Origin of the sequence: Streptomyces sp. NBC_00503, from assembly GCF_036346895.1 — a bacterium.
In the GTDB taxonomy this organism is placed as follows: Bacteria; Actinomycetota; Actinomycetes; order Streptomycetales; family Streptomycetaceae; genus Streptomyces.
Genome location: NZ_CP107855.1, coordinates 100,617 through 115,738, shown reverse-complemented (window position 1 = coordinate 115,738; position 15,122 = coordinate 100,617). Strand labels below are relative to the sequence as shown.

13 protein-coding genes and 2 pseudogenes are annotated in these 15,122 nt (G+C 72.1%); 6 read left to right on the top strand and 9 right to left on the bottom strand.

Annotated elements, in window-relative coordinates; translation table 11 throughout:
* Nucleotides 1-18: 18 nt before the first annotated feature.
* The 4 genes from OG490_RS00575 to OG490_RS00560 form a co-directional block, all read right to left on the bottom strand.
* Nucleotides 19-585, bottom strand: coding sequence for a hypothetical protein (locus tag OG490_RS00575; protein WP_330294279.1), 567 nt, complete (start codon nt 583-585; stop codon nt 19-21).
* The gene (locus OG490_RS00570; RefSeq protein WP_330294278.1) at nt 582-1,334 is read right to left on the bottom strand and encodes a thioredoxin family protein; all 753 of its coding nucleotides are present in this window, start codon (nt 1,332-1,334) and stop codon (nt 582-584) included. The genes OG490_RS00575 and OG490_RS00570 overlap by 4 nt, the downstream gene beginning before the upstream one ends.
* A 316-nt stretch (nt 1,335-1,650) precedes the next feature.
* Nucleotides 1,651-2,217 carry a hypothetical protein gene (locus OG490_RS00565; RefSeq protein WP_330294277.1) on the bottom strand — a complete coding sequence of 189 codons (567 nt, stop codon included), beginning with the start codon at nt 2,215-2,217 and terminating at the stop codon, nt 1,651-1,653.
* A 180-nt stretch (nt 2,218-2,397) separates the two neighbouring features.
* The gene (locus tag OG490_RS00560) at nt 2,398-3,207 is read right to left on the bottom strand and encodes a CAP domain-containing protein (protein WP_330294276.1); all 810 of its coding nucleotides are present in this window, start codon (nt 3,205-3,207) and stop codon (nt 2,398-2,400) included.
* 239 nt (nt 3,208-3,446) lie between these two features.
* Here OG490_RS00560 and OG490_RS00555 point away from each other — a divergent pair, with 239 nt between their 5' ends.
* The gene (locus OG490_RS00555) at nt 3,447-4,931 is read left to right on the top strand and encodes a CehA/McbA family metallohydrolase (protein WP_330294275.1); all 1,485 of its coding nucleotides are present in this window, start codon (nt 3,447-3,449) and stop codon (nt 4,929-4,931) included.
* A gap of 72 nt (nt 4,932-5,003) precedes the next feature.
* On the opposite strand, the pseudogene OG490_RS00550 reads toward OG490_RS00555, so the two are convergent.
* Nucleotides 5,004-5,246 (bottom strand): annotated as a pseudogene (locus OG490_RS00550) (transposase); the annotation flags it as partial.
* A 191-nt stretch (nt 5,247-5,437) separates the two neighbouring features.
* Between OG490_RS00550 and OG490_RS00545 the strand changes: the two are divergent.
* The 5 genes and pseudogenes from OG490_RS00545 to OG490_RS00525 form a co-directional block, all read left to right on the top strand.
* Nucleotides 5,438-5,569, top strand: a complete 132-nt coding sequence (locus OG490_RS00545; protein ID WP_330294274.1) for a hypothetical protein — start codon at nt 5,438-5,440, stop codon at nt 5,567-5,569.
* A 28-nt stretch (nt 5,570-5,597) separates the two neighbouring features.
* Nucleotides 5,598-6,809: a hypothetical protein gene (locus OG490_RS00540; RefSeq protein WP_330294273.1), complete on the top strand. Its 1,212-nt coding sequence runs from the start codon at nt 5,598-5,600 to the stop codon at nt 6,807-6,809.
* Nucleotide 6,810: 1 nt separating this feature from the next.
* Nucleotides 6,811-7,668: a hypothetical protein gene (locus OG490_RS00535; RefSeq protein ID WP_330294272.1), complete on the top strand. Its 858-nt coding sequence runs from the start codon at nt 6,811-6,813 to the stop codon at nt 7,666-7,668.
* Nucleotides 7,665-8,777: a cytochrome P450 gene (locus tag OG490_RS00530; RefSeq protein WP_330294271.1), complete on the top strand. Its 1,113-nt coding sequence runs from the start codon at nt 7,665-7,667 to the stop codon at nt 8,775-8,777. Before OG490_RS00535 ends, OG490_RS00530 begins: the two co-directional genes overlap by 4 nt.
* Nucleotides 8,778-9,048: pseudogene (locus OG490_RS00525) on the top strand (maturase); the annotation flags it as partial. It abuts the gene before it with no gap.
* Between the two features lie 306 nt (nt 9,049-9,354).
* Here the strand turns inward: OG490_RS00525 and OG490_RS00520 are convergent.
* From OG490_RS00520 to OG490_RS00505, 4 genes are all read right to left on the bottom strand, one after another.
* Nucleotides 9,355-10,344, bottom strand: coding sequence for an ABC transporter substrate-binding protein (locus OG490_RS00520; protein ID WP_443065725.1), 990 nt, complete (start codon nt 10,342-10,344; stop codon nt 9,355-9,357).
* Nucleotide 10,345: 1 nt separating this feature from the next.
* Complete coding sequence (locus tag OG490_RS00515) at nt 10,346-12,232, bottom strand: ABC transporter permease subunit (RefSeq protein WP_443065925.1); 1,887 nt, start codon at nt 12,230-12,232, stop codon at nt 10,346-10,348.
* A gap of 229 nt (nt 12,233-12,461) precedes the next feature.
* Nucleotides 12,462-13,553, bottom strand: a complete 1,092-nt coding sequence (locus OG490_RS00510; RefSeq protein ID WP_330294269.1) for a quaternary amine ABC transporter ATP-binding protein — start codon at nt 13,551-13,553, stop codon at nt 12,462-12,464.
* Nucleotides 13,550-15,115: a GMC family oxidoreductase gene (locus tag OG490_RS00505; RefSeq protein WP_330294268.1), complete on the bottom strand. Its 1,566-nt coding sequence runs from the start codon at nt 15,113-15,115 to the stop codon at nt 13,550-13,552. Before OG490_RS00505 ends, OG490_RS00510 begins: the two co-directional genes overlap by 4 nt.
* Nucleotides 15,116-15,122: the final 7 nt, after the last annotated feature.

Below are 15,122 nucleotides of genomic sequence, written 5' to 3'. Positions count from 1 at the left end.
CGCAGACAGGTCACCGTCTCAGGGGGCGACGAAGGCCGGGCCGTCGGCCGTGACGCGCAGGTGTACGGGGTGGTCGGACACCGGGATGGTGCAGCCGTCCCGGGTGCTGCAGCTCGCGTAGCCGAGCAGTACCGTCGCCTCCCCGCTCCCCGCGGCGCGGACGGCCAGCGTCGTGGTGACCGGGCCGTCCGGGTAGACGGGGACGGGCGCGTCGACCCCGGGCACCGCGATCGACCGCACCTCCGCGGCGGCCCGCAGTTCGCCCTCGGCCCCGAGGGCGCCGGTGACGGCCACCGTGGTCGGCCGGCCGACGCCCTCGATGCCGGTGGGCGGCAGATCGGTGCTGTAGAGGTGGAACCCCTCGGCCTCGGGCGCGAAGACCGCGGTGATGGTTCCCTTCGAGGCGTGCCAGTGGGACAGCGAGAGGGTGACGGTGACCCCGTTCTCGGAGAAGCGCGTCGTGGGCGCGGGGCCGCCGGACGCCCCGGCGGGTTCCCCGCCGCAGGCCACGAGCGCGGCCAGGGGGACGAGGGCGGCGGCGACGCGAGCCCTGCGGGAGCGCCGCACCTGCGTGGAAACGTTCACGACGCCCACTTGCGCAGGAAGGAGCCGATGCCCTCAGAGGTCAGGGACGGGTTGCCCGTGACGTGGGTGTCGGTGCGCAGCGTGCCGGAAGGCGAGACGACCACCAGGACGGGCATCGTGTACGTCCCGCCCGAAGGGCTGTACTTGCGCAGGAGCGCGGAGTTGGCGGAGCTGTTGCCACCGATGTCGACCTTGACGAGGTGGTACGAGGACCCGAGCAGCGTCGAGGTCGGTGGCTGGGCGAACACCTTGTCGGCGGCCTTGCAGTTGCCGCACCAGTTCGCGCCGAAGTCGAGCAGCACCATCCGCCCGTCGGACTTGGCCGCGCGCAGGGCCGCGTCGATCAGCTTCTGCGCGTCGGCCGAACTGTCGTAGCCGGGGCCGGGTATGGAGGCCGGCGCGGGCGCGGCTGACGTCCGCGCCGGCTTGGCGGCCGTCCCGGCCGCACCGCCGGACCCGGACCCTGCGGCGGTACGGAAGGGGCTCGGCGAGGAGCCGGCCGGGGTCGGGGTCGCGGACGGCGAGGCCGACGCGGTCGGGGACGCCTCGGGGGACGCGCTCGCCGGCGCCGTCGCGGTGGGGAGCGCCTCCGAGGACTGCTGGGCGCCGGCGGGCGCGGAGGCGGGCCCGCACGCGGCGGTCAGCCCGGCCGCGACCACGGCCGCGGCGACCAGCGGCAGGCGCCTCCCGAGCGGTGCGGCGGAGCGGGCGGGCGTCGTACGGCGTTCGGCGCGGACGGATCGGAGCATGCGAGAACTCATGGCGGAGACACCCCAGGGCAAGGTTCGGTGGCGGGTGGGCTGAGCGCACCCCGGCTCGGTGAAACCGGGGGCCCGATGGTTCACCGGGGTGTCGTGCCCCGGTGCCGAAGGCCGCTCGGCTGACGCGAGCATAGGACCGCTGCGGGCTCGCGGAACCTCGTCGGCGCGATCTTCAGGTTGCCCTAAGGAACAGCTCACCTCCCGCTTCGGCGGATCCCGGTCCCTGAGTGCACACAGGCCCGTGAACGCGCACAAAAGGGGCGGTGGTTGCCGGGCGGCACCGACCGGCTGCCGTGACCGGGCGTCAGTACGAGGTCTCGCGCACGCTGGCCTTCGCCTCAGGGGCCACCGTCGCGGTGATCACCGACCGGTGGTCGCCGCTGGTGAAGGTGACCGTGAGGGTGTCGTCGGCGGTCTGTGAGGTGGTCGTTTTGAAGCCGCGGCCGGGGACCGCCGAGATCAGGCACACGCCCCGGCTCCCGTACCGGACGGTGACCTTGCCGCCCTCCGAAGGGACGGTGTACAGGCCCGCCCCGCCCTGCTCGCAGTCGACGCCGGTCTTCGGCGCGCTGCTCCCGCGGGTGCCCGGCGGGGTCTTGGCGGGGGAGGGGGTGGTGGGTGAGGAGGAGGGCCGCTGTGTCTCCGCGGGGGAGGTGCTCGCGGCGGCGGTCGCGGACGGGGAGGCCGGATCCGGCGCCGAGCTGCCCGCCAGCCAGGCGGGGGGCGTCTCGATGACCACCGGGGCGGAGCGCGCGACCGGGGGCGTATGCCTCGTCGACCCGACCACGAACTGCACCGTGGCGAGCACGGCGGTGACGCTGGCGGCCGTGCACGACAGCCATATGAGCAGGTAGCGCGGAGTTCGGGGCACGGCCCCATAGTGGCCGACGCGCGGGACGGCCCGTCACCGGCTCCCCGAACGCCCGCAGCCGCGTAGGGGCGGGGACGGGGAACGCCGACGTCCCCCGTCCCCCCGTAGGGGCCGAGGGACGTGTCCGCGGGGCCGGAGCCGCTCGGTGGGCCGACGGGGGCTGCGTCGGCCGGGGCTCCGCTACCTCCCGGTGCCGAAGTCCTGCGTCCACCACGGGCCGCCGTCGCCCTTGTGGACGCCTATGCCGATCTCCCGGAACTCGCAGTTGAGGATGTTGGCCCTGTGCCCGGAGCTGTTCATCCAGGCCTTCATGACCGCATCGGCATCGGCCTGCCCGCGGGCTATGTTCTCGCCGAGTCCGGACCACTGGTACCCGGTGGCTTCCACCCGACTGGTCATGGTGGACCCGTCGGGTCCGGTGTGGGACATGACGCCGCTGCGGGCCATGGTGTCGCTGTACGCCCGTGCGGCGGCGCTCAGCTTCACGTTGACCGTCAGGGGGCCGCACCCTGCTGTCGCCCGCTCCTTGTTGACCAGGGCGAGGACCGCGGACTCGGCGTCAGCGTTGACGGTGCCCGAGCCGCCGGGGCCGTCGGATCCGGTCTCCTTCGTGGGGGAGGGCTTGGGCTTCGGCTTGGCCGGCGGGGCTGCCGCCGACTTGGCCGGAGCGCTGCTCGCCGGTGTCGTGGGAACGGCCGGAGGGGTCGATTCCGTGGCCGGGGCGCCGGGAGTCCCGGAGGGGCTCGCGCTCGCCGGGGCCGAGGCCTCGGGGGAGCCCGTCGGCGTCGCCGATCCTGTGGCGGACGCCGTACCGGCCGCGCCGCCGGCCCGCTGGTCCGTGCGGGCGTCACCGTGGGAGTCTGCCACCGCTACACCGACCGCCACGGCTGCGGCAGCCGCGGTGACGGACAGCACGATGCGGGTGCGCGCCGTCTTCTTCCGGCGTGCCTCGACACGGGACGGGGTTCCGGGAGTCCGGCTGCGGCTCATGCGGGTAACACCTCGCTGGAGAGGGGGAGGAGGGGAGTCCCGCCCGAGCCTAGGCCCGTGACCAGCGAAGAGAGCACCCTGGCAGGGTTCTTCAGGATCCCCTAAGGAAGCCCGCAGGATTGGGACAGGGACGAGTCGGGCAATGACCCCAACTCGACCCGGCGGGGGCCAGTGCGCGCTCGGGGGCGCACGGAGCGGCGTTCACTGCGGGTTCACCTCGCCCGGTGATGCTGGGTTTCATGGCCCTCAGTAGACGAGCACTACTGGCACAGGCGACCGCGGCGGCGACCTCCGCCGCCCCCCACTCCGTCACGGCAGCGGCAGCGGCCTCGGAAGCGGAGCCGACGACCACCACCACGACACTGCGCGGCACGATCCCGCCGGGCGCCCCGGACTTCGTGTACGTGCCGCTGGAAGTCCCGCCAGGTATAAGGGAGTTACGCGTCTCCTACCGCTACGACAAGCCGGCCACCCCGCCCGGCACCCCGGGAAACGCCCTCGACATCGGGCTGTTCGACCAACGCGGCACCGCACTCGGCGGGCGCGGCTTCCGCGGCTGGTCAGGCGGCGCCCGCAGCGAGTTCTTCCTGCGCGCCGACGAGGCCACCCCCGGCTACCTGCCCGGCCCACTGGAGCCCGGTCGCTGGCACATCGCGCTCGGCCCCTACACCGTGGCCCCGCAGGGAGTCGCGTACGAGATCACCGCGAGCCTCACGTTCGGCGAACCGGCGCCCGCCGCCCCCGCGCACCACCCGCCCGAGCGCGTCCCGGGCCGCGGCCGTGCCTGGTACCGCGGCGACTGCCACATCCACTCCGTACACTCCGACGGCCGGCGTACCCCGGCCGAGATAGCCGGTCTCGCCCGGGCCGCGGGCCTGGACTTCATCAATACCTCCGAGCACAACACCAACAGCTCCCACACCGACTGGTCGGACGCCGGTGCCGAGAACCTGCTCGTCCTCACCGGAGAGGAGATCACCACCCGCACCGGCCACGTCCTGGCGGTGGGTACCGACCCGGGGACGTTCATCGACTGGCGCTACCGTTCCCGCGACGGCCGCTTCGAGCGCTTCGCCGGCGCCGTTCGGCAGGCCGGGGGGCTCGTCGTACCGGCCCACCCGCACGCCAACTGCATAGGCTGCGCCTGGAAGTTCGGCTTCGGCGAGGCCGACGCGGTGGAGGTGTGGAACGGCCCCTGGACCCCTGACGACGAGGTGTCCCTGGCCTCCTGGGACGCCACCCTGCGCGCCGCCCGCGGAGACCGCTGGCTCCCGGCCCTGGCGCACAGCGACTACCACCGAGACCCGGACCGGGTCGGTGGACCGCAGACCGTCGTGCTGGCCGACGACCTGTCACGCAGGGCGATCCTCGCGGGCCTGCGCGCGGGCCGTGCCTACGCGGCGGAATCCTCCGCCGTCTCCGTCGACTTCACCGCCGTCACCCCGCGCGGGGGCCACGCGGGGATCGGGGAGCGGCTGCGGTCGGATGACCCGGGTACGGAGGTCCTCGTCCGGCTGTCGGTGGCCGGTGCCGAGGGGTGCGAGCTGCGGCTCGTCACGGACCAGGGCGTGGTGCACACGGAGGCGGGGGCGACGTCCCTGGAGTGGCGCACCACGCCCGCCCGTTCCGGGTACGTCCGCGCGGAGGTCCGCCACCCGCCCCAGGTGCCACTGCTGCCCGGGCCGCCGGCCGCGTTCACCAATCCCATCTGGCTCGGCTCCTGATCGGCCGGGGCCGCCACCCCGGGACTCGTAGTCGGTACTGATCGGCCGAGTGACGTCCTTAGCGAGCACGCCCTCGTCGGCCCATTTGGCGCAGAATTCGTAGACCGTGTTCCAGTGCGGGAGGCAGCGCCACTGGATCCCGGCGCGGTCGACCTCCAAGATCGCGTCCATGATCTCGCGCAGGTCAGGCTCGGGCGGTCGGCGGAAGTCCAGGGTCCCGCGACGCTCGAAACGCCACTCTTGGGGGTCTCCGCGGAGGACGAATTCCTGCCGCGGGAACCTGTCGACTGTCCTCCGGAATTCCGCAGGGCTCAATATCCCCTCCCGGCAACTCTGATATCCCTGTGAAACATGCGCCCCACTGGGTTGCGGAAATGGGAACCAGCCGATTTCAAGGTCCCGCCATGATCCTCGTAATACGGTGCTACGGTGAGCCCCGACTCACGGATGACTTTACCGTCGACCAAACCCTGGAGGCATCAATGTTCATGGAAATCATTGATCGTATGGAAACCAAGGATGACCTCAGAGCGGAAGACGTCATCTTCGCCACACTGCCATCGCTCGGAATGGACCGGATGACCGCGGAGGGCGTCGAATTCGTCCTCTGCACCTCCGCGCTCACCGCCCAGGTCTGACCCCGGACCCCGACAAAGGAGCGGATGCGTGTCGCGACACCTGCCTGTCCAAATCGAGGACGTACTCGGCACCCGCACCCTGGAGCTGGCGGACCTGACGATCGGTGAGCTGCTCGCCGCCAACCGTCTCCCCGAGACCATGTTCCAGCCCTACGTCGTCAGGGGGGCCACCACGACACCGGTCCCCCTGACGACACGGCTGGACGACCTTCCCGAAGACGCCGAACGGCTGCTCGTGCGGGCCATCCGCAACACGCTGTTCCCCACGGTGCTGCCCGCGAGCGGTGAACCCCTGGCGCCCGCCGGCCCGCCGGGCGCGGGGACCGGCTTCCGGTCAATGCGCACGGCGCCGGACGGAACGGCACACGAAGTCCACGCGGTGGTGGGGCAGGACGAGGCCCGGAGCATCGTCGCCTCGCAGGTGGCCGAATTCGAGGAGAAGTACGCGATTTCCGCCGGCGGCTGCGTATTCGGAATATCCGGAGGTGGCGACAGCAACGCACTGGCGTACGGGCTGGCCAACTCCGTTCCGCGGGACCGTCTCGTAGCCTTCACCCTGGTATTCGGCGCTGTATTCTCTCCGGAGGCCGCGGTCCGGGCGGGAGTGCTGTGCCAGGACCTCGGAATTGACCACCGCGTACTGCAACCCGACGAGATAGGGGAACTCCTCGGCGTCAGAACGTCGATGGACGAGCTCTACAAGGATTTCAGCGACACCTTCACACACGAGGCACTGCACTTCTTCGGAACCTTCCTGATCCTGCGCACGGCGCGGAAACTCGCCGACGAGCAGGGTCTGCGCGACCTGGCATTCGGATACAACCGCGAGGACCTGCTGGCCGAGGCCATGTTCATGGTGATGAACGGCCGTCGTCCGCTCTCCTACCCGGTCCGCACTGTCGGCAGGCACCGCGTGGTGATGCCCGTCTGGAAGGCCCCGAAGCTGCTGCTCGACGCCTGCCACCCGAATTTCAGCCTGGAGAACTACCGGGAGCGCGACCCCCACACCACCCGTCAGCGGAGCCTCGCGTTCTTCCTCGCGCACGCCATGGACTCGGCCTATCCCTCCTTCGGGCTCAGCATGCTGACCGGGATGTCACAGGCGTTCGACGGGGCCTGGGGCGAGGTCACCCACCACGAGGACCTGGACGTGTTCGTCACCGAGCAGGCCAGCACGCAGAGCATCGAAAAGGTTCGCGCACTCCTGTCCCGGCACTTCGGACAAGGGGCCGTGAACTGAGATGCCGCCTTTGCCCGTCCCGGACCTGCCCGTTCCCACCCGCTGGGCGCGGACTCTGGACGATTGGCCCGCACGGTTGCCGTCACAGCTGGTGGCGGGGCTGGAGACCGCCCGTTGCTCGGGACGGCTCGACGAGCTGCGCCGCGCCGACGGACAGTACCCGGACTTCACCGCTACGCTGCGCGCGGCGCTGGCCGGATCCGCGCGGAGCGTCACGCTGAGCTTCTCCGAACCCCGGTGGACGCTCGCCGTGGTGTCGACCGTCGGCGCCCTGCTCGGGCATGTCGGGCACCCGGTCGACCCCACGCTCGGCGGCTCGGTCTCCGAGGTACCGACCGGCGGGACAGACCGCTACGAGCAGAACTGGCACACCGACAGCACCCCCTGGGTCACGCCCAATCGGTGGACTGTCCTCGGCCTACTGCGTGCGGACCCTGCCCTGCACGAGCCTGCGACCGGCGTGCTGCCGTGGGACGAGGTCGACGCGGCATGGCCCGGTGCAGCTGAGGCGCTGGGAGTCCTTCGAAACCACGAGGTTGCATGGCGCCTGCGCTACCCCGGGCTGGCCCAGCTCCACGCTCCGGTGCGGGGCGCCGTACCGCGCTGGTTCCGCCCCGCGCTGGACGAAGTGATCGACTGCGGTCCGCCCGCCGTGTCCCTCGCCTGCCAGTCGCTGGAGCGCGCGGTGGACGGGGCGACGCGCTGGTACGAGGCGGTGGTCGCCCCCTCCCGGGTGCTCGTCTTCGACAACCACGCAGCCTTGCACCGCGGCCCCGCCATCAAGCAACCCAGCACCCGTACGCTGCTGCGCTTCAAGGCTGGCGGGTCACCCAACCCGCGTGCGGTAGGACCCGCATGAGCCCCGGCCTCCGCTTCCCGGGTCTGTCGCTGGCGCAGCGGCCTGAGCTCTTCGAGGCGATCAGGACTCACGGCACGGCGTCCGCGCGACTGGTATCGCCGTGCGCCTTCGGCGGCGAGAGCGGCTGGCTGGTCTCAGACATGCCCACCGCGCGCGACCTGCTGACCTCGTCCGCCGGGCAGAAGTCGAGGCCCGCGGATTCCCAACGGCTGCTGGGCGGCGTTGGCGTCCTGCACGCCGACCAGGTACGCGACGTCAAACGCCGACTCGTCATCGCCATGGGGCAGGAGGCCCGGCAGCGGCACCTGCTGGCCGAACATCTCACGGCAGCGCTCCGCGGGCGGGAGTCGCCGCCGGGGCCGGGACCTCTGACCGAAGCCTTGTCCGCCTCCCTGCTCGCCCAGCTCACCGGGCAGAGGCCCGGTGCGGTGGACGGCGGACGGCTCCGGGAGCTCGTACGGGCGAGCTGGGCGCGGCTGGAACGGCCTGCAGGGCCGGCCGCTCACGGCCCCGGTGGCCCCGAGGACGACCTCGCGTCCTTCGTTCACGCGCTGGTCGAGACCTCGGGCTCCGGTTTCACCCGGCACCTGCGCGACCAGGGCTGGACCACGCCCCGCATCGCGGAGGAGCTCCGGGCCATGGTCCTGGCGGGCTGGGGCAGTACGACGGCGGCGGTCCTGAGCGCCGTCGCCCTGGGTGTCGCCCCGCAGTGCACCCGCCAGGCCCTCGACGAAGTCCTCAGGATGTACCCACCGAGCTTCATGATCGCCAGGCGGATCGTGGAGCCGCGCCGGGCCTTCCCCTTCGCCGCAGGGGACCTCGTCGTCGTCAGCCCCTGGCTCATCCACCGGCACGGGCGGGCCTGGGCCCGGCCCGAGGAGTACACCCCGCACCGATGGCAGACGACGCCGGGGCCGCACTGGTTCCTGCCGTTCGGCCTCGGACCGCGCAGGTGCCCGGCCGCCACCTTCGCCCGCGCGCAGATCGCCGTGGCCGTGGAACTGTACGGAGACCGCTTCCCGCCGCCAGTGTCCGGCCGGCTGGCCCTGGTCGAGTCACGCAGCCCCGCACTGGTCCCGCGCTGGGACGAGGTCCTGCCCTCCCCGTAGCAGAACCGCCTGGCGAAAGCCCGCCGGCGCGGCGACCGGGCAGAAGCCCGGACGCTCCGTCAGTAGATGGTCAGCCTGCCGAGCTCGGATCCGAACGATCCTGGACACCGGAGACTGCGCTACATCCGCTACGCGGACGACCACCTCCTCGGATTCACCGGACCGAAAGCCGAGGCCGAGCTGATCAAGCACCGCCTGGCGAAGTTCCTGCGTGACGAACTCAGGCTGGAACTGTCCCAGGACAAAACGCTGATCACCCATGCCCGTGTCCGCGAGCCGAGTGCGTCCAGGACCGGTGCCCCTCCTGGAGAGACGCATAGGCTGGCGCACCGTGAACGACGAGGCGAACGACTCAGCGATCAAAAGCGAGCCCGAGTACATCTCACGCGACAGGGCCCACCGGCGAGGCCTCCCTCGCTGATGTTCCGAGTCTTCGGCATGGCGAAGGACGGACAGGACCGGCCGACGGGGCATCAGAACCCCTACCAGCAGCCGGACCACGGGCAGCGGTCGGGGGCCCTCGGCCTCGCCGGGCGGCTCCGCGGATCCTCAGCACCGTCCGGCCGGCGCGGGTCGGTCACTCCACCCAGGGCTTCCACACGTTCTCGTTGCGCTCCACCCACTTCTTCGCCGCCTGCTGCGGCGACAGCTTCTCCTCGGCGATCATCAGGGACACCTCGTTCTGCTGCTCCTTGGTCCAGTGGAACCTCTTCAGGAGGTCGGCCGCCTTTCCGTCCGACTCCGCGAAGCGCGTGTTCAGGTACTTCTGCAGCGGTGTGTCCGGGTAGGCGCAGGCCACCTTCTGCGGATCGTCCGCGCAGCCCTCGGTGTACTGGGGGAGCTTGACCTCGGTCATCGGGACACGCTCGAAGAGCCACTGCGGCTCGTACCAGTACGTCAGGAAGGGCTTGTGCTCCTTGGCGAGCTGCTTGATCTGGGTGATCTGGGCCGCCTCGGAGCCGGCGAAGACCACTTCGAAGTCCAGGCCCAGGTTCTTCACCAGTGCCTTGTCGTTCGTGATGTAGGACGGGGAGCCGTCCATCAGCTGGCCTTTCCCGCGGCTCTCGGGGGTGCGCAGCTGGTCGGCGTACTTGTCGAGGTTCTTCCAGTCGGTGACGTCGGGATGGGCCTCGGCGAAATACGTGGGGACGAACCAGCCGATGTGGCCCGTCACTCCCAGATCCCCGCCGGGGGTGATGGTCCGCTTGTCTTTTACGTACCGCTTCTCCTGTTCGGGGTGGCCCCAGTCCTCCAGGATCGCGTCGACGCGACCCTGGCTGAGGGCGTCCCAGGCGGGGACCTCGTCGACCTGGACGGTGTCCACCCGGTAGCCCAACTCGTGTTCGAGGAGGTAGGAGGCGACGGCGGTGTTCGCCTGGGCGCCGACCCACGACTGGACGGAGAGGGTGACGGTCTTCGTTCCCTGTGCGGCGGCGTACGGGGAGGACTGGCGGGTCATGTCGGCGGCCCCGCAGCCGGTGAGGACGGCGAGTCCGGTCGCGGCGGCGAGTACGGCCGCGGCGCGCCGGCGGTCGAGGCCGAGGCCCCGGTGGTATGCGTCGCGCATGTCAGGCCTCCTTAACGGGCTGGGTGAGGCGGTCGAGGAGCAGGCCGAGGCAGACGATCGCGGCGCCGGCCACCAGGCCGGTGGCCAGGTCGCCCTGCGCGAGGCCGAGGACGACGTCGTAGCCGAGCGCGCCGCCGCCGACCAGGCCGCCGATGATGACGACGGCGAGGACCAGTACCACGGCCTGATTGACAGCCAGCAGCAACGCGGGCCGGGCCAGGGGTAGTTGGATCTGCCGTAGTAGCTGTGAGCGGGTGGCTCCGAGCGAGCGGGCGGATTCCACGACGGTCGCGTCCACCTCGCGCAGGCCCTGGACGGTGATCCGGACGACGGCCGGGAGCGCGTACACCACGGCGGCCGCGGCGGCCGGTGCGCGGCCGACGCCGAACAGCGCGACCACGGGGATGAGGTAGACGAACTGCGGCAGGGTCTGGCACACGTCGAGGACGGGCCGCAGCAGCCGTTCGGCGCGGGCGCTGCGGGCGGCTCCCACGGCGATCGCGAAGCCCAGTACGAGCGTGACCGCCACGGCGGCCAGGACCTGGGCGAGCGTGTCCAGGGAGGCTTCCCACACGCCGAGCACGCCGACGGCGCCCAGGGCGAGTACCGCGGTGAGCGCGGTGCGCCAGGTGCCCGCGAGCAGGGCGAGAGCGGCGGTCACGAGCAGGAGCAGCCACCAGGGGGCGGCCTGCAATCCGCTGCGCAGCGGGTCGAGGATCCAGCCTGTGAAGCGCGCGGCCCAGTCGGCGGTGCCGCCGACCACGGGTACGCCGGAGTAGAGGTGGTCGGTCATCCAGGCGACGGCCGAGTTCACCGGATCGGCCAGGGACACGGTCCAGGACTCGGGCCACAGGGAGCTGCCGGCGATGCGGCCGGCGACGGCGGCGGCAACCGCCGCGAGGAGGGTGAGCAGGCGGCCGTACCAGCCGGAGAACACCCGGCGGAGCAGGTGCTGTTCGTGGGCGTGCACGGGAGCGGCGCCGATCCGGCGGCCCGCGGCGTCGGCGGTGCGGTCCAGCACCACGGCGAGCAGCACGATCGGGATGCCGGCGGCCAGGGCGGCGCCGACGTCCACGGAGGCGAGGGCCTGGTAGACGCGGTCGCCGAGGCCGCCCGCGCCGATCACGGACGCGATGACGGCCATGGACAGGCCCGTCATGATGGCCTGGTTGACGCCGAGCAGGAGCTGCAGCCGCGCGAGCGGGAGCCGGGCGGTCAGCAGGCGTTGGCGTCCGGTGGCGCCGAGCGAGGCCGCGGCTTCCAGGACGCCCGGGTCGGCGTCGCGCAGGCCGAGGGCGGTGAGCCGGGCCATGGGCGGGGCGGCATAGACCACGGTGGCGAGGACGGCGGCGGGCACGCCGATGCCGAAGACCAGCACCATCGGCAGCAGGTACGCGAAGGCGGGCAGGATCTGCATGGTGTCGAGTACGGGGCGCAGGACGCGGTCGGCGCGCGGGGAGAGCCCCGCGGCGAGGCCCAGCAGGGCGCCGAGTACGACGGAGGCGGCGACGGCGACGACCATCAGCGCGAGGGTCTGCATGGTCGGCACCCACATGCCGAGAAGTCCGCAGGCGGCGAAAGCGGCGGCGCAGGTCAGGGCGAGCCGGATGCCGGCGAGGCGCCAGGCGACCAGGGCGGCCAGGGCGGTGACCCCGGTCCAGCCGGCGGCGAGCAGGAGCACGTACACGGCGCGGACGGACACCACGACGGCGTTGCTGACGTGGCCGAAGAAATAGAGGAACAGCGGGTGGCTGTCGCGGTGGTCGATGATCCAGTCACCGGCGCGGCCGAGCGGGCCGGACAGGTCGACCGCCAGGGCCGCGGGCCAGCTGCCGGCGCCCGGGAAGGCCACGGCGAGCGGGATCAGCAGGGCGACGGCGAGGCCCATCGGGAGGAGGACCCCGCGGCGCGCGGCGAGGGCGGCCAGGGGTCCTCGGGGGCGGTCCTGCGGAGCGGACTCGGTGCCGGAGGGACGCGGGCCGGCGGGCCGTTCGGAGGACTGCGGGGCTTCCGAAGGGGCGGCGGTGCGGGTGTCGGGCGGGGTGTGGGTCGGGGTCGCGGTCATGCGCACCACCTCCGGGCATCGGGGACGGGGGCCGTGGGACGGGCCGGGCAGGTCATGCCGCCACCCCCCGTCCGGTGGTTGCCGGGAGCCCGGCCACGACGGCGAGCAGCCCCGCGTCGTCCACGACGCCCAGGCAGCGGCCGCGGTCGACGACGCGGGCCGAGCCACCGCTGCGGGCTACGGCCTGGATGGCCTCGACCACGGTGGTGGCGGGGTGGAGCGCGGGTCCCTGTTCGGCCTCGTCGGCAGTGGCGGGGCGCATCGCGGTGCGGACGGTGAGCACCTGTTCGCGGGGGACGTCGCGGACGAAGTCCCGTACGTACTCGTCGGCGGGCGAGCCGACGATCTCCTCGGGCGTGCCGAGCTGCACGATGCGGCCGTCGCGCATCAGCGCGATCCGGTCGCCCAGGCGCAGGGCCTCGGCGAGGTCGTGGGTGATGAAGACCATGGTGCGGCCCTCTTCGTGGTGGAGCCGGGCGACCTCCTCCTGCATCTCGCGGCGGATGAGGGGGTCCAGGGCGCTGAACGGCTCGTCGAACAGGAGCACTTCGGGGTCGGCGGCGAGGGCGCGGGCGAGACCGACGCGCTGCTGCTGGCCGCCCGAGAGCTGGCCGGGGCGCCGGTCCTCCAGTCCTTCGAGGCCGACCTTGGCGACGAGTTCGGCGGCCTTGTGCCGGCGGTCACCGCGTCCGACGCCCTGGATCTCCAGTCCGTACGCCACGTTGTCGAGGACGGTGCGGTGCGGGAGCAGGCCGAAGTGCTGGAAGACCATGGCCGTGCGGTGGCGGCGCAGGGCGCGCAGCTGGGTGGCGTCCATGGCGAGGACGTCCTCGCCGTCGATGGACAGGCTTCCGGCGGTGGGCTCGATGAGCCGGGTGAGGCAGCGTACGAGGGTGGACTTGCCGGAGCCGGACAGGCCCATCACGACGAAGACCTCGCCCTTGCGGACGTCGAAGGTGACGTCACGGACGGCCGCTGTGCAACCGGTGCGCTCGCGCAGTTCGGTGGCGGACAGGTCGGCGTCGGCGGAGCCGGGTACCTTCGCGGCGGCCTTGTCGGGCCCGAAGACCTTCCAGAGGCCGTCCACGGAGAAGACCGGGGACTCGGCGGGGCCGGTGACGGGCGCGGCGGGGGTGGTGTTCATCGGGTACCGCCTTCCCGGGCAAGCAGTTCGGCTGCCTTTTCGCCGACCATGAGCACTCCGATCATCGGGTTGACCGCGGGCATCGTCGGGAAGACGGAGGCGTCCGCGATGCGGATGCCTTCGAGCCCGCGGATCTTCAGGTCCGGGCCCACGACGGCCCCGGGGTCGTCGTCGGCGCCCATCCGGCAGGTGCCGGCCGGGTGGTAGACGGTGTGCGCGACGGAGCGGGCGTAGGCGCTCAGCTCCTCGTCGCCGGTGATCTCCGGGCCGGGGCACACCTCTCGCTTGAGCCAGCCGGCCAGGGGCTGGGTCGCGGCGATCTGCCGCGCGAGCTTGATGCCGTCGACCAGGGTCCGGCCGTCGTAGTCGTCCTCGTCCGTGAAGTAGCGGAAGTCCAGGGCTGGTTTCACCTCGGGGTCCGCGCTGGTCAGGTAGAGGCGGCCGCGGCTGCGCGGCTTGGGGATGTTGGGGGTCATCGACACGCCGTGGGCGGGGCGTTCGTAGCCGATGCGCTCAGGGTTGTCGGTGAAGGGGACCTGGTAGAAGTGGAACATCAGGTCGGGCCCCACGGAGTCGGGATCGCGCTGGACGAACAGCCCCGCGTCGCTGTCCATCGCGGAGTTCTCCGGTATCGGGCCGTCGGTCTCCCAGACGATCACCGACTCGGGGTGGTCGAGCAGGTTCTCCCCGACCCCGGGCAGGTCGTGCACCGGCGGGATGCCGAGGGCTTCCAGGTCCGCGCGCGGGCCGATGCCCGAGTGCAGCAGCAGCCGCGGGGTGTCCACGGCGCCGGCGCACACCAGCACCTCGCGGCGGGCGGTGACCAGGGATTCCGTGCCGTCCGAGGCGCGTACGTGGACTCCGCGCGCACGGGTGCCGTCGAGTTCCAGGCGGTGGGCCCAGGTCTCCAGGAGGATCGTGAGGTTGGGGCGTTCGTCCATGACGGGGTGGAGGTAGGCCACCGACGCGGAGGAGCGCTTGTTGTCCTCGGGGTGGTAGGCAAGGTCGAAGAAGCCGGCGCCCTCGTGGAAGGGCTTTCGGTTGAAGCCCTCGACGCGCGGGACGCCCAGGGCGCTCTGCGCGGAGTCGACGAAGTCGCGCGCGATGGCGTTGCGGTCCTTCTCGGCCACCGGGACGATGTTGTTGAGGAGCCTGTCGAAGTACGGGTCCATGGCGGCCGCGTGCCAGCCCTCGGCTCCCGACTGCGCCCACTCGTCCCAGTCGGACGGGAGCGGCTTGAAGGCGATCAGGGTGTTGTGCGAGGAGCAGCCGCCGAGGACGCGGGCGCGGCTGTGGCGGATGTGCGAGTTGCCGCGGGGCTGCTCGGTGGTGGGGTAGTCGTAGTCGAGCTCGCCGCCGAGCAGGCCCGTCCAGCGGCGCAGGGTGAGCACCTCGGGGCGGTCGACGTCGCTGGGGCCGCCCTCGATGACGGCGACGGTGACGTCCGGGTCCTCGGTCAGGCGGGAGGCGATCACGGAGCCGGCGGTGCCGCCGCCGACGACGACGTAGTCGTACTCCTGCTCCGTGGGGGTGTGGGTGGGGCTGTGCGTGGGGGTGGTCATGCTCTGC

What these genes read in the sequence shown, in the direction of transcription:
- OG490_RS00570 (WP_330294278.1), bottom strand. Translation starts at nt 1,334, where the DNA reads ATGCTCCGATCCGTCCGCGCCGAACGCCGTACGACGCCCGCCCGCTCC.
- OG490_RS00560 (WP_330294276.1), bottom strand. Translation starts at nt 3,207, where the DNA reads ATGAGCCGCAGCCGGACTCCCGGAACCCCGTCCCGTGTCGAGGCACGC.
- OG490_RS00555 (WP_330294275.1), top strand. Translation starts at nt 3,447, where the DNA reads ATGGCCCTCAGTAGACGAGCACTACTGGCACAGGCGACCGCGGCGGCG.
- OG490_RS00545 (WP_330294274.1), top strand. Translation starts at nt 5,438, where the DNA reads ATGGAAACCAAGGATGACCTCAGAGCGGAAGACGTCATCTTCGCCACA.
- OG490_RS00535 (WP_330294272.1), top strand. Translation starts at nt 6,811, where the DNA reads ATGCCGCCTTTGCCCGTCCCGGACCTGCCCGTTCCCACCCGCTGGGCG.
- OG490_RS00530 (WP_330294271.1), top strand. Translation starts at nt 7,665, where the DNA reads ATGAGCCCCGGCCTCCGCTTCCCGGGTCTGTCGCTGGCGCAGCGGCCT.
- OG490_RS00520 (WP_443065725.1), bottom strand. Translation starts at nt 10,344, where the DNA reads ATGCGCGACGCATACCACCGGGGCCTCGGCCTCGACCGCCGGCGCGCC.
- OG490_RS00515 (WP_443065925.1), bottom strand. Translation starts at nt 12,232, where the DNA reads ATGGGCCTCGCCGTCGCCCTGCTGATCCCGCTCGCCGTGGCCTTCCCG.
- OG490_RS00510 (WP_330294269.1), bottom strand. Translation starts at nt 13,553, where the DNA reads ATGAACACCACCCCCGCCGCGCCCGTCACCGGCCCCGCCGAGTCCCCG.
- OG490_RS00505 (WP_330294268.1), bottom strand. Translation starts at nt 15,115, where the DNA reads ATGACCACCCCCACGCACAGCCCCACCCACACCCCCACGGAGCAGGAG.